The organism is Bradyrhizobium sp. CCGUVB23, assembly GCF_024199885.1.
Taxonomy (GTDB): domain Bacteria; phylum Pseudomonadota; class Alphaproteobacteria; order Rhizobiales; family Xanthobacteraceae; genus Bradyrhizobium.
Map to the genome: position 1 here is coordinate 9,107,751 of NZ_JANADQ010000001.1, position 25,839 is coordinate 9,133,589.

A 25,839-nucleotide genomic window follows, 5' to 3' on the forward strand; every position below is an offset into this window, starting at 1 on the left:
TAAGTCAGCGCGGGACGATCGGATTAACCGATCGCCCGGACCGCTACGATTAGCGCATTGCCGCAAGCATCAGGACAGGCTATCGGGAACATCAAGATCGTGACCGATCGCGCCGATGGTCAAAAGCCCCACCGAAGAGGGCCGTCCCGGCATCAACAGTTGGAGGGAATACAATGAAAAACATGCGCGCGTGGCGCTATGCCGCGCTGTTGACCTGTGCCGGCCTCGGCTTCGCCACCTCGGCTTCCGCCCAAGACAAGACCATCAAGATCGGCGTGCTCAACGACATGTCGAGCCTCTATGCCGATATCGGCGGGCCGAACTCCGTCGCCGCCGTGAAGATGGCGGTCGAGGATTCCGGCATGAAAGCCAAGGGCTGGACGATCGAAGTCGTCTCGGGCGATCACCAGAACAAGCCCGACGTCGGCGTCAACATCGCAAGGCAGTGGATCGACAGCGACAAGGTCGACGTCATCTCCGACACGCCGAGCTCAGGCGTTGCGCTCGCGGTGAGCAACCTCGTCAAGGAAAAGAACTCGGTGCTGCTCAATTCGGGCGCGGCCACCGCCGACCTCACCGGCAAGGCCTGCACGCCGAACACGATCTCCTACACCTACGACACCTACATGCTCGCCAACGGCACCGGCAAGGCGCTGACCAAGGCCGGCGGCGACAGCTGGTTCTTCCTGACCGCCGACTACGCCTTCGGTCATGCGCTGGAGCGCGACACCTCGTCGGTCGTCATCGCCAATGGCGGCAAGGTGCTCGGCAGCGTCAAGCATCCGCTCAACTCCTCCGACTTCTCGTCGTTCCTGCTGCAGGCGCAGTCGTCGAAAGCCAAGATCATCGGCCTTGCCAATGCCGGCGGCGACACCACCAACGCGATCAAGCAGGCATCCGAATTCGGCATCGTGGCGGGTGGTCAGAAGCTCGCAGCGCTGCTGCTGTTCATCAACGACGTGCACTCGCTGGGCCTCAAGACCGCGCAGGGCCTGACCTTCACCGAGTCCTTCTACTGGGACCTCAACGACCAGACGCGCGAATGGTCGAAGCGCTTCCAGAAGGTCTCGCCGAAGGGCTCGATGCCGTCGATGACGGTCGCCGGTCTCTATGCCGGCATCCTGCATTATCTGAAGGCGATGGACGCGCTCGGCAGCAACCCGCATGACGGCGCCAAGGTCGTCGCCAAGATGAAGGAACTGCCGACGGATGATCCGCTGTTCGGCAAGGGCCCGCTGCGCGCCGACGGCCGCCGCCTCATCCCGGCCTATCTGTTCGAGGTGAAGAAGCCGGAAGAGTCGAAGGGCCCGTGGGACTATTACAAGCTGGTCGCCACCATCGCACCGGAAGACGCCGCCAAGCCGCTCGAAGCGAGCGAGTGTCCGCTGGTGAAGAAGTAAGCGATGCTGCCGGGTGGGCAAAGGCGCGAAAGCGCCGTGCCCACCGTCTTATCCATCCATCGCGACAGAAGTGGTGGGCACGCTTCCGCCGTCGCTCTTCGAGCTACGGCGGACGAGTCGCTTTGCCCGCCATGCGAAGTTATCGCCCCACTCGCCTCGCCACTCAGGACGGACGCTTGCGCTTATGCGCAAACGGATTGGCCTTCTCGCGCAAGGTGATGCGCACCGGCGTGCCCGGCAGCTCGAAGGCGTCGCGCATGGAGTTGGTGAGATAGCGCAAATAGGCCTGCGGAACGGCGTCGGCGCGCGAGCAGAACAGCACGAAGCTCGGCGGGCGCGCCTTGGTCTGGGTGATGTAGTTGAGCTTCAGCCTGCGGCCCGAGACCGCCGGCGGCGGGTTGGCCTGGATCGCCTGCTCGAACCAGCGGTTCAGCGCCGAGGTCGGCACGCGCCTGTTCCAGACCGCATAGGCGTCCTGGATCGCCTGCATCAGGCGGTCGATGCCTTCCCCCATCAGGCCGGAGACGGCGACGATCGGCACACCCTTGACCTGCGGCAGCCAGTGATCGGCATCGCGGCGCAGATTGGAGATCGCGCCGCCGCCCCTGCTCTCCATCAGGTCCCATTTGTTGACCGCCAGCACGACGGCGCGGCCCTCGCGCTCGATCAGGTCGGCGATGCGCAGATCCTGCTCCTCGAAGCGGTGCTGCGCATCCATCATCAGCACGACGACTTCGGCAAAGCGCACGGCACGCAAGGCATCGGCGACCGAGAGCTTCTCCAGCTTCTCCTCGATGCGCGAGCGGCGGCGCAGGCCCGCGGTATCGAACACGCGGAAATCGCGCCCTTTCCAGTTGATCTCGACCGCGATGGAGTCGCGCGTTGTGCCCGCCTCCGGGCTGGTCAAAAGGCGCTCCTCGCCGAGCAGATGGTTGATCAGCGTCGACTTGCCGGCGTTGGGGCGGCCGACGATCGCAACCCGGATCGGACGCTTGGCGGCCTCCTCCTCGGACAGCTCCTCCTCGTCCTCGACCTCATCCTCATCGGGCGGCTCCGGCATCAGCCTGCTCAGGGCATCGTAGAGCTCGCCCATGCCCTCGCCGTGCTCGGCGGAAACCTGGATGGGATCGCCGAGGCCCAGCGCAAAGGCTTCCATCGCGCCGGCATCGCCATGCTTGCCCTCGCTTTTGTTGGCAACCAGCAGCACCGGTTTGTTGGCGCGGCGCGCGAAATCGGCAAAGGCGCGATCGGTCGGCGTGAGGCCGACGCGCGCGTCGATGACGAAGAACAGTGCGTCGGCTTGCGCGATCGCGGTCTCGGTCTGCTCCTGCATCCGCGCGGTCAGCGAACCCTTGGCGCCTTCGTCGAGACCGGCCGTGTCGATGATGGTGAATGCGAGATCGCCGAGCTTGGCATCGCCCTCGCGGCGGTCGCGGGTCACACCGGGCAGGTCATCGACGAGCGCGAGCTTCTGTCCCACCAGGCGGTTGAACAGCGTCGATTTTCCGACATTGGGCCGGCCGATGATGGCGATCGTAAAAGACATTGGTCATTCGTGCGCTGCCGGGGCTGCGCCTGTCAATGCAGTGAAAAATATCAGCGCGTGAAGCTGCCGCTTGGCATCGGCGCGGGGAAAGCTCCCTGCGACTGCTGCTGCGTGGTCTGGGTCGATTGCGCCGGCTGGGTGGTTTGATCCTGATCGGGCGGCGGCGCGGTGGTGCGCTTGCGGACGATCTTCTGCTTCGGCGGCGGTGCAGCGGCGGGCGGCGCCGCTTCGGGCTGAGCCTCACCGTCGACTTCGCCAGCCGGCGCAGCGGCGGCGGCCGCCGGCTGCTTGGTCTTCTTCGACTTCGCGGCCTTCGCGGATTTCGGCGGCTCAGGCGGCGGTGCTGCGGCAGCCGCCGCGGCGTCCGCATTCTGCTGGTCTTGCTGCTGCTGTGAGCCCTTGTAGAGGTCCCTCGGCACGCCCTGCTCCAGGCCCGGCACGCCTTCGGGGAAGACCGGCTTGCGATCGCCCGGCAGTTTCTTCTTGGTGTCGAGCCAGTCCATGAGATCGCTCGGATCGAACCCGCCGCTCGAACAGCCGCCAAGGAGGCTTGAGAAGGCGATCAGAACAGCAGCTGCGATCAAACGTTGGGTACGGCGCATCTCAGGTCTCGTCCAACTGTTCTCGGGCCGTTAGCTTTTGGCGACCGGCGGCAGCAGAGCCTGCAAGGCCTCGGCGCGCGAGCGCAGGCCCTGCGGGGTTTCACCATCCTCGGCAATTGCATCCAGCCATTTACGTGCGGCAGCCGCGTCGCCATTGCGCCAGGCCGACAGGGCCAGCATTTCACGTGCGCTATGGCGGAAGGTGGAGCCGGCCGCGGCGGATGCCTCCAGCCGCTGCTGGATGTCGGCATAGGCCGCCGTGTCGATCAGAAGCCCTGCGGCGCGGAGTTTTGCGAGCGCCTGCTGCTCGGCGCCAGCGCTGCTGTCGGCCGCGATATCGTCATACATCTTCACGGCAGCCTTGGGGTCGCGTGCAGCGGCCTCAGCCGCGGCGCGCAGGCGCGCCAGCGTGCGATAGCCCCGGGGTGCCTTGGCCGCGAGCTCGGTGAAGGCCGCTTCGGCCTCGGCGTGCTTGTTCTGCTCGGACAGCTCTACAGCCTTCTCGAAGGCGGCGCCGGCCTCGGCGGCCTTCTTGGCCTCCAGGTACTGATAACCGCGCCAGCCGCCGACGGCGGCAACGATCAGAACCATCAAGGCGATGAAGTAGATCGAATACTTGTCCCACAGCTTCTTGAGCTGATCGCGACGTACTTCCTCGTCGACTTCGTCAAATAATTCAGACACTTATGCTAATCCCATGCCCGGCCGGGAGCGCGCGCCATAGCGTTCGCGTCAGGAATCCCGTCCCCGCGTCGCGGCTGCGATACGCTATCGATATGGCGGTGGCAAGGCAAAGCGAGCCCGATCAAGGCGTTAACCCTTCGCCCAGGCCCTTGCGGTTCCGGCCGGCCTCAGGAGGCGGCCAGCGTCTCCCGCAACTGCCGCTTGAGCACCTTGCCATTGGCGTTACGCGGCAGCGGCTCGGCGGTGAGGACAATCGTTTCCGGCACCTTGTAGTCGGACAGCCGCTCGGCGCACCAGGAACGCAGCGCCTCGCCCGCGACCGCCTCACGCGTGACGACCACCGCATGGACGCGCTCGCCGAGCACAGGACATGGTTTTGCAATGATCGCACTCTCGACCACCGCCGGATGGCCGGCCAGCACGGATTCCACCTCGGCGGAATAGATCTTCAGGCCGCCGCGGTTGATCATGTCCTTCTGGCGGTCGAACACGCGGACGAAGCCTTCGGCATCGACCGAGCCAAGGTCGCCGGAGTGCCAGAAGCCGCCGGTAAAGCTCTCGGCGGTCGCTTTCGGATTATTCCAGTAACCCTTGATCACGGACGCGCTTCCAATCCAGAGCTCGCCGATCTCGCCACGCGGCAGCTCGCGCCCCTCTGTGTCAACCGCGACGATCCGCGCGCCGGGACAGGGCAAGCCGACACTGTCGATGTGGCTCGCGGTAAGCTCGCCCGGCATGATCGTCGACGGTGATGTGGTCTCGGTCGCGCCGTAGCAGTTCATCAGCTTCAGGCCGGGAATTTTTTCGTCCAGCTTCTCGATGGTCGCGATCGGCATCGGCGCGCCGCCGAAACCGCCGATGCGCCAGCTCGAGAGATCATAGCTGTCGAAGCCCGGCTGGAGCAGACACAGATTGTACATTGCCGGCACCATCACCGTGTAGGTGACGCGCTCGCGCGCGGCGAGCTTGAGATAGTCGGCCGCCTTGAACTCCGGCATGATGATCAGCGCGCCTGCGCAGCGAACCATGGTGGTGATGTTGGCGACGATGCCGGTGACATGGCCGAGCGGAACCGCCGCGATCGAACGATCGGCCGCCGTGAGTTTCAGGCACGATACGAAGACCATCGAGGAATGGATGATGTTGCAATGGGCGAGCATTGCGCCCTTCGGCCTGCCCGTGGTGCCGGAGGTATAGAGGATCATCGCGGTATCCTCTTCACCGACATCAGCCGGCGCATCCGCAGGCGCGTGATCGCTGAGCTCGGAGAAGCGCGATAAACGCACGTCATCGTCGACCGCGATACGATGCACGACATCGGGGACATCGCGCGGCTCCGGGAGACGGTCGGCGAGCGCCGCCTCGTGGATCAGGACCTTGGCGCCGCAATCGCCGAGCACATAGGCGATCTCGGGCTTCTGCTGGCGCGTGCTCAGCAGCACGGTGACGAGGCCCTCATGCGCGGCCGCGAACAGGATCAACGGAAATTCGATGCGGTTGCCGAGCAGGAGCGCGACGCGATCACCGCGTTGCAGGCCCAGCCTGCGAAGTCCGGCGGCGATCCGCGCCGACTGCTCGACAGCCTGCCGCCAGGTCAGCCTGGCATTGCCGCAAATCAGCGCTTCACCGTCGGGATTGCGGCTCGCGGCTTCCGCGATCATCGCCCAGACGCTCGCCGGCCGCTCGCAGAATGCGCTTACCACGCGGTCGGCAAAGCGCGCCTCGAGCCGCATCGGGGGAAGCTGAATTTGCGACCAGTCCATCGGGAAGCTCCCGGCTTGTTATTCTTGTCACCTTCCCCGCACGGACAGCCGGTCTTGTCTTGCGCTGATCGGCTAACCTCCCATCACGGGAACGCCGATCACGACGGGATGGAAGGCGAAGGCCAGCGCCAGATAGGCGACGACACCGACGGCGACGGCGATCAGATCGTTGGTGACGCCGCCAACCGGAATCGGCGGGCCGCCAGCATCCTTGCGATGCTTCAGCGAAATCCGGTCATACACCGCCCAGCCCAGGAACGAGCCGAACAGGATGATGGAGCCGAGATCGCCATTGGCCAGAAGATGCGCCGCCGCCCACAGCTTGATGCCGGCCAGCATCGGATGCTTCAGTGTCGCGTAGATGCGCCCGCGGATGTAGGACGCCACCACCAGGATCACCGCCGGCAGCATCAGCGCGACGGTGATGTGCTTCATCGCCTTCGGCGGATACCAGACGTCGATCCAGCCGGTCGCGCGGTACTGGGAAAAGCCCCAGACGATCAGCGCAAGGCCCGCCAGCGAAAACAGCGCGTAGAGGATTTTGTAGGTGCCCTCGCCCAGCCGCGCGATCGCCTGCGCGCGTGCCTCGCGTTTCGTCGTAAATGTGTGGGCCGCGAAAAACAAAGCGAGCCCCAGGATCATCACCAGCAGACCCATGACATCCTCCCCTTAAATGGCGCCCCCGCTATCGGGTATCACTTCGAGCCCGTCGCCCGCAATGCGTCATTCGCCAGTCACTGCTGCGTCCCAGGTTTCTTCAGCTCGCGATTGTCGACGTAGCGGATCGCGATCGGCCGTCCGGCCAGCGCGCCGGCAAAGCCGTCGGTGAGTTTTAGCGGCAGGCAGGCATTCAGCGACGCGTTGATGGCATCGAGGTAGGTGGTTCGCGTGTCCGCCGGCGCCCCCGGCGTCGCAAAGGTCAGGCGCGGCGGGCCGATCAGGCTGCCCGATCTGTTGAGGCTGAAACGCACCGACATCTGCATGCCCTCGCGCGCACTATCGACTGAGGGAGGCGACCAGCACGAGCGCAGCTCGGCACGGAGGTCACTGAGCGTGTCGAGATCATGATCCGGCTTTTGGTACTTCGCGCTGTCGGCTTGCGATGGAACGGTCTCGACCGTGACCTGGAACGTCTCGCCGAACGGAAAGGGTATCTCGGTGATGCAGGGCCCCTGGAACGGTCCGCCGCACGGCTCGTAGGGGAAAGGCTCGTAGGGGAAAGGCTCGTAGAAGTACGGAATCGAATGGAAGTGTCGATACCGTGCATCGGCAGAGACCGATGTTACCGTCACCAAGAGCAGAATAAGGATGCAGCGCCACATGACCGCCAGACCGCAATGCCACATGCTTCAAACGTGACACCGGCCGTCGACGCGTCAAGCCCACCGGCGTTCACATGCGCGCGTTCAGCTCGTGCTCGTTGCCTGGCAACCCAGTATCCCAGAGACGGCCGTGCAGGAGCCGAGAAGCCCCGGCGTACTGGACGCCCGCTTTCGAGCGGGCATGTCAGTGAGATTGGGGCAGCTCTACCCCTTCTTCTTCACGTCCTTGACGTTGGCGAACTCGATGCCCTCGGCACGCTCCTTGGTGTAGCCGAGGTAGAACTCGTTCTTGGCCAGATACACGGGATCGCCGTCAACGTCGTCGGCGATGCTGGAGGTGTTCGCGGCGACAAACGTGTCGAGTTTCTTGCGGTCATCCGAGGAGACCCAACGCGCAAGCTGGAATTCGCTCACCTCGAACTCGACCGGCAACGAATATTCCGCCTCGAGCCGCGCCTTCAGGACGTCGAGCTGCAGCGCGCCGACGACGCCCACGAGCGCCGGCGCACCGTCGCGCGGGCGGAACACCTGCACCACGCCCTCTTCCGACATCTGCTGGAGCGCTTCCTTCAGCTTCTTCGCCTTCATGGCGTCCGTCAGCCGGACGCGACGGACGATTTCCGGCGCGAAACTCGGCACGCCGACGAAGGTGAAATCCTCGCCTTCCGTCAGCGTGTCGCCGATGCGCAACGTGCCGTGATTGGGGATGCCAACGACGTCGCCGGCGAAGGCTTCGTCCGCGACCGAGCGGTCCTGCGCGAAGAAGAATTGCGGGCTCGACAGCGGCATGCTCTTGCCGGTGCGCACGAGCTTGGCCTTCATGCCCCGGCTGAGCTTGCCCGAGCACAGCCGCGCAAAGGCGATACGGTCGCGGTGGTTCGGATCCATGTTCGCCTGGATCTTGAACACGAAGGCGCTCATGCGTGGGTCGGTTGCTTCGACCTTGCGCTGGTCGCTTTCCTGCGCGCGCGGCTCGGGTGCGAACTTGCCGAGGCCTTCCAGAAGGTCGCCGACGCCGAAATTGCGCAGCGCGCTGCCGAAATAAACCGGCGTCAGATGGCCCTCGCGAAACGCACCCAGTTCGAACGGCTTGGAAGCTTCGGTGACGAGCTCGAGCTCGTCCTTCACCGCCGATACATCGAGATTGGCATTGAGCTTGGCCAGTTCGGCGATCTCGATCTGCTGCGCCGCGCCGGTCTTGGCGCCACCGCCTTCGAGCAGGCGCACGCCGCCATTGACGACGTCATAGGTACCGAGGAAGTCGCGGCCGCGCCCGACCGGCCAGGTCATCGGCGTGGTGTCGAGCGCCAGCGTCTTCTCGATCTCATCCAGGAGCTCGAAAACGTCGCGGCTCTCGCGGTCCATCTTGTTGATGAAGGTGATGATCGGGATGTCGCGCAGGCGACAGACCTCGAACAGCTTGCGCGTCCGCGCCTCGATGCCCTTGGCGGCGTCGATCACCATCACGGCGGAGTCGACCGCCGTCAGCGTGCGATAGGTGTCTTCCGAAAAGTCCTCGTGGCCCGGCGTGTCCAGCAGGTTGAACACCAGGCCCTCGAACTCGAAGGTCATGACCGAGGTGACGACGGAAATGCCGCGCTCGCGCTCGATCTTCATCCAGTCCGAGCGCGTGTTGCGCCGCTCGCCCTTGGCTTTGACCTGGCCTGCAAGATTGATGGCGCCGCCGAACAGCAGGAGCTTTTCGGTCAGCGTGGTCTTGCCGGCGTCCGGGTGGGAGATGATCGCAAAGGTCCGCCGCCGCGCCACTTCGGCAGCAAGCGGGGAACGGGCCGGCGATTCTGCTGTGATGGCGATGTCGGACATGGCGGGAGCGTTTGGCAGGGAAAACGGGGCTAATCAAGGGTCATTTGGTGATTGCGGGGCGCCTCGGCCAGCCCCATATCCGCCCCGGGAAGGACATCCACCCCGGGAAGGACGACCTTCCTTTAATCAGCACATCAGTCGCGGGGACGGCCCTGCCTTGAACGGAGGGGCGTCATGGCTTGGACTATCCTGTTCGTCGCCGGTCTTTTGGAGGTCGGCTGGGCGATCGGCCTCAAATACACCGAGGGTTTCTCGCGGCTCGTTCCATCCGTGCTCACGCTCGCCGCCATGGCGGGCAGCGTCATCCTGCTCGGATTGGCGTTGAAGTGGCTGCCGATTGGAACCGCCTATGCGGTCTGGACCGGGATCGGCGCGGTCGGCACCGCCGTCCTGGGGATCATCCTGTTCGGCGAGCCGGCCACGGCACTTCGCCTCGCCAGCATTGGTCTGATCGTCGGCGGCATCGTCGGGCTGAAACTCGTTACTTGAAAAACTGCACCGCCCACCAAGAGAGGCCGGCGACGATCGCGGACGCCGGTATCGTGATCACCCAGGCATAGACGATCGAGCTCGCCACGTTCCAGCGCACCGCGGAGACGCGGCGGGCGGCGCCGACACCGACGATCGCGCCGGTGATGGTGTGAGTGGTCGAGACGGGAACGCCGAGGAAAGTCGCCATGAACAAGGTTGCGGCACCGCCGGTCTCGGCACAGAAACCCTGCATCGGCGTCAGCTTGGTGATGCGCAGGCCCATGGTGCGGACGATCCGCCATCCACCCATCAGGGTGCCCATCGCCATCGCCGCCTGGCACGACAGCACCACCCAGAACGGTACATAAAATTCCCCGCCGAGTTGGCCCTGCGAAAAGAGCAGCACGGCGATGATACCCATGGTCTTCTGGGCGTCGTTGCCGCCATGGCCGAGCGAATAGAGCGAGGCTGAGGCGAATTGCAGGATGCGGAAGGCGCGGTCGACGGCGAACGGCGTCGACCGCATCGAGGCCCAGGAGACGATCGCAACCAGCATCATCGCGAGCAGGAAGCCGACCAGCGGCGAGAGCACGATCGCCAACACGGTCTTCGACAATCCGCTCCAGACTGCGGCCGAAATCCCGGCCTTGGCCACGCCGCCGCCGACGAGTCCGCCGATCAACGCATGTGACGACGACGACGGAATGCCGAGCGCCCACGTCACGATGTTCCAGACGATAGCGCCGACAAGAGCCGCAAAGATCACCTGAGCGTCGACGATCGAGGGATCGATGATCCCCGTGCCGATGGTCTGGGCGACGTGCAGGCCGAACACCAGGAAGGCGACGAAATTGAAGAACGCGGCCCAGAACACCGCAAATTGCGGCCGCAGCACGCGGGTCGAGACGATGGTGGCGATCGAATTGGCGGCGTCGTGCAGGCCGTTCAGGAAGTCGAACAGCAGCGCGACCGCGATCAGTCCGACGAGGACGGGAAGACCCAACACAGCATCCACGGCGCAGCCCCTGCTTTAAAGTTTGCGCATGATCTCCGCGCAAACGCGTTCCGCGTTTGTCGCGAGGGAAAACCGCTGCACACTTTTCCGGATCATGCGCTAGACCTGTTCGATGACGATGCTGTTGATCTCGTTCGCGACGTCGTCGAAGCGGTCCGCGACTTTCTCGAGATGATCGTAGATCTCGACACCCACGATGAAATCCATCGCGTTGCCCTCGCGGTGCTTCAGGAACAGCTCCTTCAGGCCGATATCGTGGAGGTCGTCGACACGTCCCTCCAGCTTGGTCAGCTCTTCCGTGATCGCGGTCAGCATGGCGACGTTCTTGCCGATCTCTTGAAGCAGCGGCAGCGCGCGGCCCACCAGGTTGGCGCACTCGATCAGAAGCCCGCCGATCTCGCGCATCGGCGGCTCGAAGGCGCGGACCTCGAACAGCATCACCGCCTTGGCGGTCTGCTGCATCTGGTCGATGGCGTCGTCCATCGAGGTGATCAGGTTCTTGATGTCGCCGCGGTCGAACGGCGTGATGAAGGTGCGGCGCACCGCGGTCAGCACCTCGCGCGTGATGTTGTCGGCATCGTTCTCGAACTGGTTGACGCGCTGGCAATAGACCGGCGTCTCCTCGCCGCCGTTCAGCATGCCCTGGAGCGCGATCGAGCCCTGGATCACGGTCTGGGCGTGGCGGTCGAACAGATCGAAGAACCTTTCCTCCTTGGGGAGAAAGGCGCGAAACCAACGCATCATGGGAATAACTGCCGGGTTGAGATTGGCCGGTCCGGAGGGACTGTCACCCGACTGTCATAGACCATTTTGGGGCCGCGCGCGTGCCACGTCACGCCGCCCGAAGCAGTTCATCCACCACTTTCAAAAATCAGGGAAACTGTCTTTGGCTCAGAGACTTACAGGGATCTCCGGAAGTAATGCGCGATTTCGCCGACGACGCCGCGGCGGAAGGTGAGCACGCAGATCACGAAGATCGCGCCCTGAATCACCGTCACCCACTGGCCGTAGCTCGCCAGGTACTGCTGCATGGCGATGATCACGAAGGCGCCCGCCACGGGTCCGAAAATGGTGCCGAGACCGCCGACCAGCGTCATCAGCACGACCTCGCCGGACATCGACCAGTGCACGTCGGTGAGCGAGGCGTTCTGCGCCACGAACACCTTCAGTGAGCCGGCAAAGCCCGCCAGCGTGCCCGAGAGGATGAAGGCCAGCAGCTTGTACTGATCGGTGCGGTAGCCGAGCGATATCGCGCGCTGCTCGTTCTCGCGGATCGATTTCAAGACTTCGCCGAATGGCGAGTTGATGATGCGGTAGATCAGCAGGAAGCCAGCGAGGAAGCCGACCAGCACGACGTAGTAAAGCACCGTCGGCTTGGAGAGATCGAAGATCCCGAACAGATGGCCCTGCGGAATACCCTGAATGCCGTCTTCGCCATGCGTGAACGGCGCCTGCAAGTAGATGAAATAGAGCAGTTGCGACAGCGCCAGCGTGATCATCGAGAAGTAGATGCCCTGGCGACGGATCGAAATGTAGCCAGTCACGATCGAGAGCACGAAGGCCGCGGCAACGCCGGCGAGAATACCGAGTTCCGGCGGCAGCGCCCACACCTTCAGCGCATGGGCGCTGCAATAGCCGGCGGTGCCGAGGAACATCGCGTGGCCGAACGACAAGAGACCGCCATAGCCGATCAGCAGGTTGAAGGCGCAGGCGAGGAGCGCGAAGCACAGCGCCTGCATCACGAAGAACGGATAGATGCCGGTGAACGGCACGGCGGCCAAGGCCAGCGCCATGAACACGAACACGATCATCTCGTCGCGCATCGCGCGCGCCGTCACGGGCAGGGTATCGTCCGTCAAGGCTGTCATATCAGGCCGCCCTTCCCGTCAGTCCCGTCGGCTTCACGAGCAGCACCAGCACCATCAGCACGAACACGACGGTGTTGGAGGCCTCGGGGTAAAAATACTTGGTGAGGCCTTCGATCACCCCGAGCGCGAAGCCGGTGATGATCGAGCCCATGATTGATCCCATGCCGCCGATCACCACCACCGCGAACACCACGATGATGAGGTCGGCGCCCATCAGCGGCCGCACCTGGTTGATCGGCGCGGAAAGCACACCGGCGAGCGCGGCAAGGCCGACGCCGAGACCGTAAGTCAGCGTGATCATGCGCGGCACGTTGATGCCGAAGGCGCGCACCAGCGTCGGGTTTTCGGTCGCTGCGCGCAAGTACGCGCCGAGCTGGGTCTTCTCGATCAGGAACCAGGTCGCAAGGCACACCACCAGCGAGAAGACGACGACCCAGCCGCGGTAGATGGGCAGGAACATGAAGCCGAGATTCATGCCACCCTTGAGCTGGTCGGGAATGGCATAGGGCAGACCGGACGAGCCGAAGTAGTTCTGGAACACGCCCTGGATGATCAAGGCCATACCGAACGTCAACAGCAGGCCGTAGAGATGATCGAGCCCGGTCAGCCATTGCAGCATGGTCCGCTCCAGGATCATGCCGAAGATGCCGACCACGATTGGCGCGATGATCAACGCTGGCCAGTAACCGATACTGAGGTAATCGTTGTTGAGCAGGAAATACGCGACGAACGCGCCCATCATGTAGAGCGCGCCATGGGCGAAATTGATGATGTTGAGCATGCCGAAGATCACGGCGAGCCCGAGACTGAGCAGCGCGTAGAACGAGCCGTTGATCAGTCCCACCAGTAGCTGTGCATAGAGAGCCTGCATCGATCCCGCACCCAGTCCCTTCAGCGTTCCTCATGCGGTTCGCCGGCGCTCGCCGGCGAACCGTTGTTGCTTCTTACTTCTTCAACAGTGCGCACTTGCTTTCGGACAGCGGCGTGAAGGCCTGATCGCCCGGCACCGTGCCGACCAGCTTGTAGAAGTCCCACGGCGCCTTGGATTCGGAGGGCTTCTTCACCTCGAACAGATAGGCGTTGTGGATGGTGCGGCCGTTCGGCTGGATCTCGCCCTTGCCGAATAGATCATCCTCGGTCGGCATCGACTTCATCTTCTCGACGACCTTGACGCCGTCATGCGGATTGCCGCCGAGCGCTTCCAGCGCCTTGAAGTAATGACGCAGGCCCGAATAGACGCCGGCCTGCACCATGGTGGGCGGTGCGCCGTTCTTCATCTTGGCAGCGAAACGCTTCGAGAACGCGCGGGTCTGGTCGTTCATATCCCAGTAGAAGGTCTCGGTGAAGTTGAGGCCCTGCGCGGTCTCGAGACCGAGCGCCTTGACGTCGGTGAGGAACAGCAGCAGCGCCGCGAGCTTCTGGCTACCCTTGGCGATGCCGAACTCAGCCGCCTGCTTGATCGTGTTGGTGGTGTCACCGCCGGCGTTGGCAAGGCCGATGACCTTGGCCTTGGACGACTGCGCCTGGAGCAGGAAGGAGGAGAAGTCCGGCGTGTTGAGCGGATGCTTGACGCCACTGACGACCTTACCGCCATTGGCCAGCACCACCGCCGTGGTGTCGCGCTCGAGCGCCGCGCCGAAGGCGTAGTCCGCGGTCAGGAAGAACCAGGTGTCGCCGCCGGCCTTCACCAGCGCCTGGCCGGTGGTGTGGGCGAGCATGTAGGTGTCGTAGGTCCAGTGCACGGTATTCGGCGAGCACTGCGCGTTGGTGAGATCGGAGGTCGCAGCGCCCGAATTGATGTAGACGCCGTTCTTCTCCTTGACGACGTTGTTGACGGCAAGCGCCACGCCGGAATTCGGCACGTCGACGATCACATCGACCTTGTCGACGTCGAACCATTGCCGCGCGATCGCGGTGCCGATGTCGGGCTTGTTCTGGTGATCGCCGGAGATGATGTCGATCTTCCAGCCCTTGGCGGCAAGGCCGGAATCTTCGACTGCCATTTGCGCCGCCAGCGTCGAGCCGGGGCCACCGAGATCGGCGTAGAGACCGGACTGATCGGACAGCGCGCCGATCTTGACGGTCTTGTCCTGTGCGCAAGCCGCGCTCACCGCGGTGAGCGACAGCGCGGTGCCGAGCAGAAATGACGCAATCGACCTGGTCTTCATGCAACTTTCCTTTTTTGAGTTTCTCGTTGGCAGTTCTAGACGCCGAGATAGGCGTGGAGCTTGTCCATATTGGCGGCAAGCTCCGCATTGGAGAATCCGTCAATGATCTTGCCGTGCTCGACGACATAATAGCGGTCGGCGACGGTGGAAGCGAAGCGGAAGTTCTGCTCGACCAGCAGGATGGTAAAACCCTCCTTCTTCAGCCGCGCGATGGTGTGGCCGATCTGCTGGATGATGACCGGCGCAAGACCTTCGGTCGGCTCGTCCAGCATCAGGAAGCTGGCGCCGGTGCGCAGGATACGCGCAATCGCCAGCATCTGCTGCTCACCGCCGGAGAGTTTTGTTCCCTGGCTGCTCAGGCGTTCCTTCAGGTTCGGAAACAGCTCGAAGATCTGGTCGAGCGACAGCCCCCCGGCCCGCACGATCGGCGGCAACATCAGGTTTTCGCGCACGTCGAGGCTCGCGAAGATGCCGCGCTCCTCGGGGCAGAAGGCGATCCCCATGCGCGCGATCCTGTCGGAGGTCGCGCGGATGATCTCCTCGTTGTTGAACCGCACCGAGCCGGTGCGCTTGCCGATGACGCCCATGATCGACTTCAGGGTGGTCGTCTTGCCGGCACCGTTGCGCCCGAGCAACGTGACGACCTCGCCCGCATTCACGTCGAAATTGATCCCGTGCAAGATGTGGGACTCGCCGTACCAGGCCTCCAAGTTGCGCACCTGCAGGATGTTGCCGCCGGTCGTTGCAGCCTTCGCCCGCGCCTCGGCGATCGCAGTGTCAGGCATGACCGGCTCCCAGATAGGCTTCCTTGACGCGCTCGTCCTTGGTGAGCTCGCTGTAATGGCCTTGCGCAAGCACCTGCCCGCGCGTCAACACGGTGATGATGTCGGAAAGATTGGCCACGACGCTCAAATTATGCTCGACCATCAGGATGGTATATTTCGCGGAGATGCGCTTGATCAGCGCCGCGATCTTGTCGATGTCCTCGTGGCCCATACCGGCCATCGGCTCGTCCAGCAGCATCATCTCGGGGTCGAGCGCGAGCGTGGTTGCGATCTCGAGCGCGCGCTTGCGCCCGTAGGGCATCTCGACCGCGGGCGTGTTGGCAAACTCGCTGAGGCCGACGTCGTTCAACAGCTCGCGCGCGCGATCATTGAAGCGGTTGAGCACGGACTTGGAGCGCCAGAAGTCGAACGAGCTGCCGTGCTGGCGCTGAAGCGCAACACGGACGTTTTCCAGCGCAGTGAGATGCGGAAATACCGCCGAGATCTGGAACGAGCGCACCAATCCCATGCGCGCGACGTCGGCCGGCGCCATCGCGGTGATGTCCTGCCCCTTGTAGAGGATTTTTCCGGCAGACGGTTTGAGGAACTTGGTCAGGAGATTGAAGCACGTCGTCTTCCCGGCCCCGTTCGGACCGATCAACGCGTGAATACTCCCGCGGCGGACCTTGAGGGCGACATCGCGGACGGCGAAGAATCCCGCGAACTCCTTGGTCAGCCCTTCCGTTTCGAGAATGAACTCATCGGCCAAACAAATTTCCCCCCGCCCGCGCGACGCGCTGGCCGCGCGTGGCTTTGCTTATTGCTATCGGCTTTCCGGAAGCCTTGGAGCCCTTTCCGGAACGCCGCCTCCGGCGGCGGAATATGCCGGAGGTGACGGGGGTTAGGCAAGGCGGAAAGCTGAGCAGGCAGAGCCGTCGACTACGGGATAGATGCTCCCTTAGTCGAAGGCGTTGATGTCGCACCTGCCCGATGCCTCGCGCGCAAAGCATTGGTCATCAAGCCGTCGTTAACGGTCTTTCGCAGGCTCGGCCAGCCCTTCATGGAAGATTTTACCGCGCGGTGGATCATCCGCGGGTTTGTATTCGCCGGGACTATTGTTTTGGATTTCGAAAACGCCACTCCATCGGTCGTCAAGTCGATCAGACAACGTGATCTTCGCGACCGATGACAAAATCTCCCACGTCATCGCATCAGTGAAGACGACCAGCGAGGACGGCGGCTTCCGTTTCTTGTTAGCGTTTCTTGTTAGCGTTTCTTGGCGCCGACTTCCTTGGCATAGATGTCCGGCTTGAATCCGACCAGGAGCTTGCCGCCCATCTCGAGCAAGGGACGCTTGATCATCGAGGGTTGCGCCAGCATCAAAGCGAGTGCCTTCTTCTCGTTGAGGCCTTCCTTGTCGGCCTCGGGCAGCTTCTTGAAGGTGGTGCCGGCACGGTTGAGCAGCGCCTCCCAGCCGACCCTGTCGCTCCACGCCTTGAGCTTTTCCTTCTCGACGCCCGCGGCCTTGTAGTCGTGGAAATCATAGGCCACCCCGCTGGAATCCAGCCAGGCGCGCGCCTTCTTCATGGTGTCGCAGTTCTTGATGCCATAAATGGTGGTGGGCAAGGCCGCTCCTCATGCATGGGTCACGTGACGATGATCGGCGTTGTACGAAACTACGGCGCACCCCACAATATTCGCCACCCAAGTTCGCCACACGGATTTCACCATGCACGTCAATCACGATTCCACCGCCGCTGCGGCGCCCACCATCGACTTCGACACGTTTCTGAAGGTCGACATCCGCGTCGGCACTATCATCGACGCAAAACCGTTCCCCGAAGCGCGCAAGCCGGCATGGCGGTTGTGGATCGACTTCGGCCCCGTGATCGGCGTGCGCAAGAGTTCGGCGCAGATCACCGAAAACCATCCGCTGGAAACGCTGGTGGGACAGCAGGTCGCAGCCGTCGTCAATTTTCCTCCGCGCCAGATCGGGCCGGTTGTTTCCGAGGTGTTGACACTTGGCTTCCCCGACGCCGAGGGCAAGGTCGTGCTGATGCAGCCGAGCAAGCCGGTGCCGAACGGCGGCCGGCTGTTCTAGCCACCTCAGTCCACCAGCTAACGTGACGTCGGTCGACTTCTGGCATGCCAGCGATGGCCGGCCGATCACTTGACGCTCTGGTTCTTTCGCACTAAAACTAACTGACTGATCGTTTTTTATTATTGAGATCGTCAACGCTGTTATGCGCGAAATCTCACAAAACGATCATCTGGTCAGTTATTTAGCGGGGCTAGCCGCGATGCCGAAGATCAGCGAAAGACAGCGTGAAAGCCGGCGCCAGCAGATTCTCGAGGCCGCCCTCGCCTGCTTCTCCGAAGACGGCTTCCACCAGACCGGCATGGCCGACATCGTCAAGCGCTCCGGGCTCAGCCACGGCGCGGTCTACCTCTACTTCCAGAGCAAGGACGATCTCATCGAGGCGCTGGCCGACGACCGGCATCGCCGCGAGGCCGTGCTCAACTCGGTCGCGCAAGGGTCCGGCGATCCGCTGGAGCGACTCCACGCGCTGGTTCGCGTCTACGCGCAATGGCTCACCGATCCCGCCGGCGAGGCGCGCCGGCGCGTCGGAATCCACGGCTGGGCCGAGGCCCTGCGCAACCGCCGCGTCCGCACCAGCGTCGTCGAAGGCATCGACATGCCGCGCGCGCTGATCGTCGCGCTGGTCGAGCGTGCCCAGCACGATGGCCTCATCAAGCGCGATCTCGGCGCCGATGCGATCGCGCGTACGCTGATCGCGATCTTTCAGGGCTTTGTGCTGCAAAAATGCTGGGGCGAGGAGTTCGACAGCAAAGCCTGCATGGCGGCCGTCACCGGCGTGATCGACGGCTTCCGCATCACCAGACACGACGTCAAACGAAGGACCAGGGCCTGAATGATGTCCTGGATCCATGACCTGCTGGCAGGTGTCGGCGTTGGCCTCGTCGGAGGGGTGACATCGGGCTTCATGGGCACAAGCCCCGGCGGCGGTCTCGTGATCTTCTGCGTGCTGCTACTCGGCGCGGAGCAGCACGTCGCCCAGGGGACTTCGCTCATCGCCCAGGTCCCTCCGACGGGCCTCGCCGGCGTGCGCCGCTATTGGCAGAGTGGCAATCGCAGCCCGTTGCAATGGATCGCCTGGATCGGCATCGGATTTCTCGTCGGTGGTGCGAGCGGCGGCTATGCCGCGGCCGCGGTATCCGACTCGGTCCTGCAATGGACCTACGTCGTCTACCTCGTTGCGCTGATCGCAGCTCTGGTTCTGCGGCGCGACCGCAAGGACGCCAGTAGCGAGGTCGGCAATGCCGACAAATTGCCCGGGCTCCCTCTGTTTCTCATCGGCACGCTGGCCGGCTTTTCCTCCGGCTTCATGGGTATCGGCGGCGGCCTCGCGATCACGGTCGGCCTCGCCGCTGGCCTGCGCGTGCCGCAACATCGGGCGCAACTCGTCAGCCTCATCTTCTCGGTTATTCCGACCAACATTCCGGCCGCCTGGATCTACTGGAGCAAGGGGCTCATGGTCGGCTGGCCGGCCATCATCGGCATTCTTGCCGGCCTCTGGATCGGCACTGATCTCGGCGCACGCATGGCCAATGGCGTGAGCAAATCGGTGCTGCGCCGGATCATGGTCGGGCTCGTCTCGCTGATGGCGCTCTACATGACCTGGAAGGCGCTGAGCTAAAGCGCGATGAGATCAGGATGAACCGTCATCACGCTTTAGATTTTTGTTTGAGCATGATCTCCGCGCAAACGCGTTCCGCGTTTGTCGCGAGGGAAAACCACTTCACACTTTTCCGGATCACGCTTTAATTCACGGCCGCTTCGGAATGTTCAACCCGCGCTGTACGGCCGGGCGCGCAAGGCCCCGTTCGAGCCAGGCCGCGACCGACTTGAACTGGCTGAATTCGACGAGATCGCCAGCGCCGTAGAAGCCGACGAGATTGCGTACCCAGCCAAGCATGGAGATGTCGGCGATGGTGTAATCGTCATCCATGAACCACTGCCGGCCGACGAGATGCCTTTCCATGACACCGAGCAGGCGCCTGGACTCGCCCACGTAGCGCTCAAGCGGCCGCTTGTCCTCAAACTCCTTGCCGGCGAATTTGTGGAAGAAGCCGACCTGGCCGAACATCGGCCCGATGCCGCCCATCTGGAAGTGCACCCACTGGATGGTCTGGTAGCGGCGCGCCGCCTCCTGCGGCAGAAGCTTGCCGGTCTTCTCGGCGAGGTATTGCAGGATCGCGCCGGATTCGAACAGCGGCAACGGCTTGCCGCCGGGACCGTTGGGATCGAGAATCGCCGGGATCTTGCCGTTCGGATTGAGCGAGAGGAATTCCACCGTCTTCTGGTCGTCCTTGCCGAAATCGACGAGATGGACCTCGTAAGGCAGCCCGATCTCCTCCAACATGATCGAGACCTTGACGCCGTTCGGCGTCGGAAGGGAGTAGAGTTGAAGGAGTTCGGGATTCTTCGCGGGCCAGCGCTTGGTGATGGGGAAGGCTGAGAGATCGGACATCAGGACCTTGGATGCGTGTGTTGGAGCGCATCTAATCTAGGCGCGGCGCGGAACAACACAAGATCACAGGCCATGCCGCCTGCACGTTCCGGTCACGAGGATGAAGTCCAGCACGAGCCCGCCCGACGCGCCTATGGCGGCAGCGTCATCATCGCCGCGAGCGGAATCTCCGCCTCATGTTGCAGCCGATACTCCATGAACCATTACCCCGTCACCAGCAGCATCGCCGTAAAGGCGATCGCAAGCATTGCGGTCGCCAATTGGCTGACATCGTTCATTGCATTTGTCCCTCAGCATAACTTGATCTCTAAACGTCGGCTCGTTCGTCATGTTCCTTGGTCGCGCGAAAAGATTGCCACTCTTTCCCGCTCTGTTCCAAACCAGCGCGAGGGACCATTGAGCCACGCGGGCGTTGTCGAGGGATGAACATCGAGAAGAGCGCCTTGCTCGATCACGCCGAGCGTTGTCGCCGGGTTGCGAACGACCTTGCCCATAACGAAGCCGCGCGACGGCTACGGACGATGGCCGCGGAGTATGAAGATAGAGCTTTGAGGCTGGAGCACCAGGAAGATCAACTTCGGCAGCATCTCATGCAGCGCCGTGCCCGTGCCGGCCGCACCTGAGGCGGAAGCGATCGGGCACCTGATCGCTCTCAATAGTTGATCTCCATCCGCAAGCCGCGCGGATCTGGATCCTCGCCATCGAGGCAACTGGTGCTGTCGCGCGCGGCAATCGCGCAGGCACAAGCGTCGATCAGATCGTCACGCCCGATGCCGGTGCCGTGACGCAGCGTCAGCCATTTCCGGAGCTTGGCAAAACCCTGTTTCTCCAGCAGCCGAATGCGCTGTTCGCGGCCGGTCGCCGACGTCTTTCGTTCCAGCCTTCGCTCGCCCGCAAGACTCCAGAAAATCAACTCCGGATGCGCTTCGCCGATCGTCTTCTGGCGCTCCGGCGTCATGACATCGTCGAGTTCCCTGATCTTGTCCCTGATGTTCCAAAGCTGGCACGACACGCCCTTGTCGCCCCGCTGCCGATAATGCCGGTTCGCAGCTGCCATGTCCGGAAACGTCCAGAGATCGCGACGCGCGCCGAGGAAGACCGCAGCGCCGACCAGTTCGCGGGCGCGAAGATCGCAGACCCGATAGCCCGTCGTCTTCAATCCGATCGGCATGTCGATCATCGCCCGCCTGTGCGACATCGCGAGCAAGCGCGTGAGACCAGGCGCATAGTCGAACTCATGATCGCCGCGCTGATCGATCCAGGCAGCGACCCAGCCGAACCGAAAGCCGTCGAGGCCGAGATAGATTGGCATCCCCTCTTCCGTCTGCTGCATGTCTTCGAGCACGCTTGACATCCGCAAGTTGCGGGCGTATGTCCCGCGCCCTCGCGAACACTTCCGTTCGAGAAAAGACCATGAACCGAGTGATGAACCATCGCTACGAAAGATTTGCGCGACTGTCGAACGGTCTCGGACCGATCGATAGCGCATGCCCGGCTCATGGGAGCGATCTCGCTTGAGAGCGAGATCGAAAGTCCGCTTCTCACGGACCCTCCCGAGCCAGCCGCTCCGGAGGGTTTTTTGTTGCCCGCCGCGCGGCCCGTTCGAATACCCCGGCATGACGCCGGAACGGGAGACCCGGATCCCGGGGCCCGCGCTGGAGAAGCGCGTGCCCAAGCGCGCGGGGCCTGCCGGAGGGAACGAGGCGATGAGCCGGACACCGATGGCAGAGCGAACCTCGAAAGGGTTCGCAAACGGCGGCGCGTCGACAGCGCCGCGATAGAGTTTTCGTAAATCGGTTTGCCGCGATGTTCGCGGCTCAACCGACGCTGGTGGTGAAGATGTCGGATACTTCCTCCCCGGCAAAGCGGGTATGCCTCCCGCCTTTGACACACGCACCGGGATGCGGCCTCGGAAAAGGCTTGCACGCGGCCCGGCGCAGGGTCCCTCCGCAAGGACAATCCTGTGTTGTCGTCACTGAAAGCCGATATCGCCCGTTCCCCAGCGTACCCATCAAGGCCGATGCGAATGCTTCGGCTTGGCGGTGGTGAAGATGTCTGTTACTTCGGTAGAGCGCCGTCCTGGCTTGCCAACGTTTGGCTTGCCAGAGCGGAGGTCGCGGGTTCGTATCCCGCCGGCTGAAATGCCGTAGCTCAGTCCGCTCACAGAGCAGAACAGCATCGCCCGTTCCCCGCCACCCCCATCACGATCCGTGGTGAAGATAGCTGTTACTTCGACTGATAATCGAGAGGTCGCGGGTTCGAATCCCGCCCGGTGTACCATGCACCGGTAGCTCAGTGGCCAGAGCGCTACCCGGCTTGCAGGTAAGCTGCAAGCTGGGGTCTCAGCATCGCCTGTTCCCGGATCGTGTCATTCTCGTCACCACCGCCGGTGGTGAAGAGCGCTGTTACTTCGCGATCGCAACGGCGGTGCCTCGTCTCTTCCGAGATTGAGCCCGCTCTGTGAAGCCCGCAAGGGCAGTACAGCCTCGCTTGTTCCCCGGCACCGTTTTCATTCCATCATCAACTTAAGAGGAGGCCGTCATGGTCAGGCTCAACAATATCGTTCGCGCCTTCACGCGTGAGGGCGCGCGCGCCGTGCGCTTCACGCCCGAGATGGAGCTGAAGCGCACGCTGATGAACTGCCTTCTCTGGGAGGACCAGTTCTACGAGGATGGCGTTTCGATCGCCGATCGCATCAAGGCACTCGTGCCCAAGGTCGCCCCTGCCCGCGTTGCGCAGCTTGCGATCGAGGCGCGCGAAATCATGAAGCTGCGGCACGCACCGCTCCTCGTGGTCCGCGAGATGGCGCGTAGCGAGAAGCATCGTGCGCTGGTTGCCGATACGCTCGCACAGGTGATCCAGCGCCCCGACGAGATGACGGAGCTGCTCGCGATCTACTGGGCAGACGCGCTCGGCCCTCAGCAGCAGCGCAAGCGTCAGCCGGTGTCGGCGCAGGTCAAGAAGGGTCTTGCCCGCGCGCTGACCAAGTTCGACGCCTATCAGCTCGCGAAGTACGACCGCGACGGCGCGGTGCGGATCAGGGACGTGCTGTTCCTGGTGCACGCCAAGCCGAAGGACGCAGCGCAGGAGAAGGTGTGGAAGCAGCTCGTCGACGGCGAGCTCGCCTCCCCCGACACCTGGGAGGTCTCGCTCTCGGCCGGCAAGAGCAAGCGCGAGAGCTTCGAGCGGCTGATCGCCGAGAAGAAGCTCGGCGGCATGGCGCTGCTGCGCAATCTGCGCCTGATGCAGAACGCGCAGGTGCCGCGCGATGTGATCGCGGGCGCGATCGAGGCGATGCGGACGGATCGTATCCTGCCCTATCGCTTCATCACGGCCGCGCGCTACGCGCCGGATTTCGAGCCCGAACTCGAAGGTGCGATGCTGAAGTCGGTCAAGGACCATGTGCGGCTGCCTGGCCGCACGCGGCTCCTGATCGACGTGTCAGGCTCGATGTTCACGCCCCTCTCCGCGCAGTCGGAAATGACGCGCGCGGAGGCCGCGTGCGGTCTTGCGATCCTCGCCCGCGAGGTCTGCGACGAGGTCGAGATCTTCACCTTCAGCAATGAGGTGGTGAAGGTCCCTCCCCGCCGCGGCTTTGCGCTCAGGGATGCGATCATCAACTCGCAGGCCCATGGCGGGACCTATCTCGGCAAGGCGGTGTCCGAGATCGACCGCAAGGGTGACCGGCTGATCGTCTTCACCGACGAGCAGAGCCACGACCGGGTGCCGGACCCTGCGGCGCGCGGAACGCTGGTCAACATCGCCTCGTATCAGCATGGCGTCGGCCACGGCGGCTGGACCCGCGTCAACGGCTTCTCGGAGGCCGTGGTCGCGTGGATCGCGGCGTCGGAGACCACGCTGCACTGATACGTCACACCAACGAACCGGGCGTGGCCTCCCGCGCCCGGCTCACTCGGTTTTACGCCGGGCCTTCAGCCGCACGGGGCAGCCCGGCGCGGCTGCCGATCAGCTTCAGCCAGGGCGCCAGATGGAAGGCGCTCATCAGCAGGTACATCGGGACCATTCCACCGAACGGCGACGCTCGCGCTGTCGAACACAACGCATCCAGCGATCCGCCGCCCAGAACGGCCGTCAGCAGCGCCATGATCGCGAAGGTCGGCGCGGCCGCGAGGCGTAGCCAATTGGCGCCGCGGTCTTGCTCACGACTTTGCGCTCTGTTTCCGGAACGCCGCCTCTCCGGCGTCCGACACCTCGACCCATCTCTTGTCGGGCGCTGCGCCCGCCTCGTAATTGTCATGCCAGTTCCACCACTTGTAGGTCGGCGTCTGGGGATAGCCCTCGGGCGAGTCTTCCCACACCTCCTGCCGGCCGAGCGGTGTGATGTCGAGGTAGTTCCAGGTACTTCCCATCTGCTCATCGCCGCGGTTGTTGATGAAATAGGTGCGGAAGATTTTGCTGCCGTCGCGGAAAAACACGTTGGTGCCGTGCCACTCGTCGACGCCGAAGTCGGCGTCGAAGCCGTCCGTGATCGTGTACCAGGGTATCTCCCATCCCATCCGTGCCTTCAGGCGTGCGATGTCCGCCTGCGGCGCACGCGAGACGAAGACGAGCGTTGTGTCGCGCGCGTTCAGATGAGCGAGATGGGCGACCTGGTCGGCCACCATGGAGCAGCCACGGCAAGCGTGGTCGGGCCAGCCAAACACGCCCGGCTCGAAAAAAGCCCGGTAGACGATGAGCTGATGACGGCCCGCGAACAAGTCGAGCAAGCTCGCTTTGCCCTCGGGTCCGTCGAAAGCGTAACTCTTCTCCACCGCAAGCCACGGCATCCGCCGCCGCTCAGCGGCCAGTGCGTCACGGGCTCGGGTTGAAGCCTTCTCCTTGACCAGCAACCGCTGACGCGCAGCTTCCCACTCCTGCGCCGAAACGACATGAGTCTGCATAGCTAACCTCCTGTTTGTTGTTCGGTGCGTTCCGTCAGCCCGGCAGCCGCCGGTCGTAGTCCTGCTGAAGCTGAGCCCAGCCATCCCAGAACGGCGCCGGCTCCTCGCCAGAGATCCGCGCGACCAGAATGTCGAGATGCATGTGCCAGCCGGCGCCGACCTTGAGCATGGTCGAGCGGTCGGGCAGACGACGATGGATCACGGTGAGCACCACGCCCTTTCCCTTCGGCTCCAGTTCGAAGGTCACGTCGCCGCTGTTGCTCCAGGCAATCGAAAGCTTTCGTGGCGGATCGCACTCGGTGATCCGGCTCTGCATCCGATGCTCTTCGGGAAAGCCGACCGGGCGCTTGCTTGGGGGATCGTTGAGCTCATCGTTGCGCCAGATGAACTCGAAGGGCGCTCCGACCCTCGTCTCCATCACGCCCGCCGCCAGCCATTTGCGGCGGAGGTCGCTATCGGTGAGATAGGCCCAGACACGCTCGATCGGTCCGGGCAGCAGGCGCTGAAGCCTCAGCGTCGTCGGTTCGATCAGTTCGCCATAGGCATCGGGCTTGGTCTTTGCATCCATCGTTCTGCTCCTCACTTCTTTTTTGCCTTCGCCTCGTCTTCGGCGCGCAGCAACGCCTCCAACGAGTCGAGCCTGTCATTCCAGAAGCGTTCGTAACGTCGCAGCCAGGCATCGGCTTCGGCGAGCCGAGCGGCCTGCAGCCGACACAGATGGGTACGGCCGCGGATCGTGCGCGTGACGAGGCCTGCATTCTCCAGCACCCGAACGTGCTTCGAGGCGCCCGCGAAACTCATGCTGAACGGTGTCGCAAGCTCCCCGATCGTGAGCTCCCGTTCCGCCAGATGACCAAGCATTGCCCGCCGCGTTGGATCCGCGAGGGCATGAAAAACGGCGTCGAGATGCGCGAATTGTTCAACCATGTGGTTAAACATAGTCGACCGGTCTCGATTG

28 protein-coding genes are annotated in these 25,839 nt (G+C 63.5%); 7 read left to right on the forward strand and 21 right to left on the reverse strand.

All coding sequences use genetic code 11. The annotated features are described in order from the left end of the window. Positions 1-173 precede the first annotated feature (173 nt). Positions 174-1,400 (forward strand): ABC transporter substrate-binding protein, encoded by a 1,227-nt coding sequence (locus NLN62_RS42755; protein ID WP_254112654.1) that lies wholly within the window; start codon positions 174-176, stop codon positions 1,398-1,400. Positions 1,401-1,563: 163 nt separating this feature from the next. Here the strand turns inward: NLN62_RS42755 and der are convergent, their stop codons facing one another. From der to NLN62_RS42790, 7 genes are all read right to left on the reverse strand, one after another. Beyond that, a complete protein-coding gene (gene der, locus NLN62_RS42760; protein WP_254112656.1) occupies positions 1,564-2,946 on the reverse strand; it encodes a ribosome biogenesis GTPase Der in 1,383 nt (460 codons plus the stop codon). A 50-nt stretch (positions 2,947-2,996) separates the two neighbouring features. Then, positions 2,997-3,548, reverse strand: a complete 552-nt coding sequence (locus NLN62_RS42765; RefSeq protein WP_254112658.1) for a hypothetical protein — start codon at positions 3,546-3,548, stop codon at positions 2,997-2,999. A 30-nt stretch (positions 3,549-3,578) separates the two neighbouring features. Next, the gene (locus NLN62_RS42770; RefSeq protein WP_027522549.1) at positions 3,579-4,232 is read right to left on the reverse strand and encodes a tetratricopeptide repeat protein; all 654 of its coding nucleotides are present in this window, start codon (positions 4,230-4,232) and stop codon (positions 3,579-3,581) included. 167 nt (positions 4,233-4,399) lie between these two features. Next, on the reverse strand, positions 4,400-5,995 hold the full coding sequence (locus NLN62_RS42775) for a class I adenylate-forming enzyme family protein (protein ID WP_027522548.1): 1,596 nt from the start codon (positions 5,993-5,995) through the stop codon (positions 4,400-4,402). Positions 5,996-6,067: 72 nt separating this feature from the next. Then, positions 6,068-6,652 (reverse strand): NnrU family protein, encoded by a 585-nt coding sequence (locus NLN62_RS42780; RefSeq protein WP_027522547.1) that lies wholly within the window; start codon positions 6,650-6,652, stop codon positions 6,068-6,070. 77 nt (positions 6,653-6,729) lie between these two features. Further along, positions 6,730-7,317, reverse strand: coding sequence for a hypothetical protein (locus NLN62_RS42785; protein WP_027522546.1), 588 nt, complete (start codon positions 7,315-7,317; stop codon positions 6,730-6,732). A gap of 204 nt (positions 7,318-7,521) precedes the next feature. After that, on the reverse strand, positions 7,522-9,141 hold the full coding sequence (locus NLN62_RS42790) for a peptide chain release factor 3 (protein ID WP_254112660.1): 1,620 nt from the start codon (positions 9,139-9,141) through the stop codon (positions 7,522-7,524). Positions 9,142-9,315: 174 nt separating this feature from the next. Between NLN62_RS42790 and sugE the strand changes: the two genes are divergently transcribed. Next, positions 9,316-9,630 carry a quaternary ammonium compound efflux SMR transporter SugE gene (gene sugE, locus NLN62_RS42795; protein WP_027522544.1) on the forward strand — a complete coding sequence of 105 codons (315 nt, stop codon included), beginning with the start codon at positions 9,316-9,318 and terminating at the stop codon, positions 9,628-9,630. On the opposite strand, the gene NLN62_RS42800 is transcribed toward sugE, so the two are convergent. From NLN62_RS42800 to NLN62_RS42835, 8 genes are all read right to left on the reverse strand, one after another. Then, on the reverse strand, positions 9,623-10,627 hold the full coding sequence (locus tag NLN62_RS42800; RefSeq protein WP_027522543.1) for an inorganic phosphate transporter: 1,005 nt from the start codon (positions 10,625-10,627) through the stop codon (positions 9,623-9,625). The two genes, sugE and NLN62_RS42800, sit on opposite strands and share 8 nt — an antisense overlap. A 99-nt stretch (positions 10,628-10,726) precedes the next feature. Then, positions 10,727-11,371, reverse strand: coding sequence for a DUF47 domain-containing protein (locus NLN62_RS42805; RefSeq protein ID WP_027522542.1), 645 nt, complete (start codon positions 11,369-11,371; stop codon positions 10,727-10,729). Positions 11,372-11,526: 155 nt separating this feature from the next. Continuing rightward, positions 11,527-12,495 carry a branched-chain amino acid ABC transporter permease gene (locus NLN62_RS42810; RefSeq protein ID WP_027522541.1) on the reverse strand — a complete coding sequence of 323 codons (969 nt, stop codon included), beginning with the start codon at positions 12,493-12,495 and terminating at the stop codon, positions 11,527-11,529. A gap of 1 nt (position 12,496) precedes the next feature. After that, on the reverse strand, positions 12,497-13,366 hold the full coding sequence (locus NLN62_RS42815; RefSeq protein WP_027522540.1) for a branched-chain amino acid ABC transporter permease: 870 nt from the start codon (positions 13,364-13,366) through the stop codon (positions 12,497-12,499). Between the two features lie 73 nt (positions 13,367-13,439). Continuing rightward, the gene (locus NLN62_RS42820; protein ID WP_027522539.1) at positions 13,440-14,663 is read right to left on the reverse strand and encodes an ABC transporter substrate-binding protein; all 1,224 of its coding nucleotides are present in this window, start codon (positions 14,661-14,663) and stop codon (positions 13,440-13,442) included. A gap of 35 nt (positions 14,664-14,698) precedes the next feature. After that, complete coding sequence (locus tag NLN62_RS42825) at positions 14,699-15,448, reverse strand: ABC transporter ATP-binding protein (protein ID WP_027522538.1); 750 nt, start codon at positions 15,446-15,448, stop codon at positions 14,699-14,701. After that, positions 15,441-16,196, reverse strand: coding sequence for an ABC transporter ATP-binding protein (locus NLN62_RS42830; protein ID WP_008551999.1), 756 nt, complete (start codon positions 16,194-16,196; stop codon positions 15,441-15,443). Before NLN62_RS42830 ends, NLN62_RS42825 begins: the two co-directional genes overlap by 8 nt. Positions 16,197-16,693: 497 nt before the next feature. Next, positions 16,694-17,053, reverse strand: a complete 360-nt coding sequence (locus NLN62_RS42835) for an ArsC family reductase (RefSeq protein ID WP_254112661.1) — start codon at positions 17,051-17,053, stop codon at positions 16,694-16,696. Positions 17,054-17,156: 103 nt separating this feature from the next. Between NLN62_RS42835 and NLN62_RS42840 the strand changes: the two genes are divergently transcribed. From NLN62_RS42840 to NLN62_RS42850, 3 genes are all read left to right on the forward strand, one after another. Continuing rightward, on the forward strand, positions 17,157-17,528 hold the full coding sequence (locus NLN62_RS42840; protein ID WP_027522536.1) for a tRNA-binding protein: 372 nt from the start codon (positions 17,157-17,159) through the stop codon (positions 17,526-17,528). Positions 17,529-17,727: 199 nt separating this feature from the next. Continuing rightward, positions 17,728-18,360 carry a TetR/AcrR family transcriptional regulator gene (locus tag NLN62_RS42845; RefSeq protein ID WP_027522535.1) on the forward strand — a complete coding sequence of 211 codons (633 nt, stop codon included), beginning with the start codon at positions 17,728-17,730 and terminating at the stop codon, positions 18,358-18,360. Positions 18,361-18,363: 3 nt separating this feature from the next. Next, entirely contained in the window at positions 18,364-19,146 is a 783-nt protein-coding gene (locus NLN62_RS42850) for a sulfite exporter TauE/SafE family protein (protein ID WP_027522534.1), read from the forward strand. Positions 19,147-19,275: 129 nt separating this feature from the next. Here the strand turns inward: NLN62_RS42850 and NLN62_RS42855 are convergent, their stop codons facing one another. Further along, entirely contained in the window at positions 19,276-19,980 is a 705-nt protein-coding gene (locus NLN62_RS42855; protein ID WP_254112663.1) for a glutathione S-transferase family protein, read from the reverse strand. A 72-nt stretch (positions 19,981-20,052) separates the two neighbouring features. Between NLN62_RS42855 and NLN62_RS42860 the strand changes: the two genes are divergently transcribed. Next, a complete protein-coding gene (locus NLN62_RS42860) occupies positions 20,053-20,406 on the forward strand; it encodes a hypothetical protein (protein WP_254112665.1) in 354 nt (117 codons plus the stop codon). 226 nt (positions 20,407-20,632) lie between these two features. Here the strand turns inward: NLN62_RS42860 and NLN62_RS42865 are convergent, their stop codons facing one another. Further along, positions 20,633-21,292, reverse strand: a complete 660-nt coding sequence (locus NLN62_RS42865) for a DUF429 domain-containing protein (RefSeq protein WP_254113849.1) — start codon at positions 21,290-21,292, stop codon at positions 20,633-20,635. A 1,229-nt stretch (positions 21,293-22,521) separates the two neighbouring features. Here NLN62_RS42865 and NLN62_RS42870 point away from each other — a divergent pair. Next, positions 22,522-23,847, forward strand: a complete 1,326-nt coding sequence (locus NLN62_RS42870) for a TROVE domain-containing protein (RefSeq protein WP_254112667.1) — start codon at positions 22,522-22,524, stop codon at positions 23,845-23,847. 52 nt (positions 23,848-23,899) lie between these two features. Here the strand turns inward: NLN62_RS42870 and NLN62_RS42875 are convergent, their stop codons facing one another. From NLN62_RS42875 to NLN62_RS42890, 4 genes are read right to left on the reverse strand one after another with little or no spacing between them, the layout of a single operon-like run. Then, positions 23,900-24,238, reverse strand: a complete 339-nt coding sequence (locus NLN62_RS42875; RefSeq protein ID WP_254112668.1) for a hypothetical protein — start codon at positions 24,236-24,238, stop codon at positions 23,900-23,902. Next, positions 24,141-24,881 (reverse strand): DUF899 domain-containing protein, encoded by a 741-nt coding sequence (locus NLN62_RS42880; protein ID WP_254112670.1) that lies wholly within the window; start codon positions 24,879-24,881, stop codon positions 24,141-24,143. The genes NLN62_RS42875 and NLN62_RS42880 overlap by 98 nt, the downstream gene beginning before the upstream one ends. A 34-nt stretch (positions 24,882-24,915) precedes the next feature. After that, positions 24,916-25,449, reverse strand: coding sequence for an SRPBCC family protein (locus NLN62_RS42885; RefSeq protein ID WP_027522528.1), 534 nt, complete (start codon positions 25,447-25,449; stop codon positions 24,916-24,918). A gap of 11 nt (positions 25,450-25,460) precedes the next feature. Further along, complete coding sequence (locus NLN62_RS42890) at positions 25,461-25,808, reverse strand: helix-turn-helix transcriptional regulator (RefSeq protein ID WP_198031735.1); 348 nt, start codon at positions 25,806-25,808, stop codon at positions 25,461-25,463. Positions 25,809-25,839 lie beyond the last annotated feature (31 nt).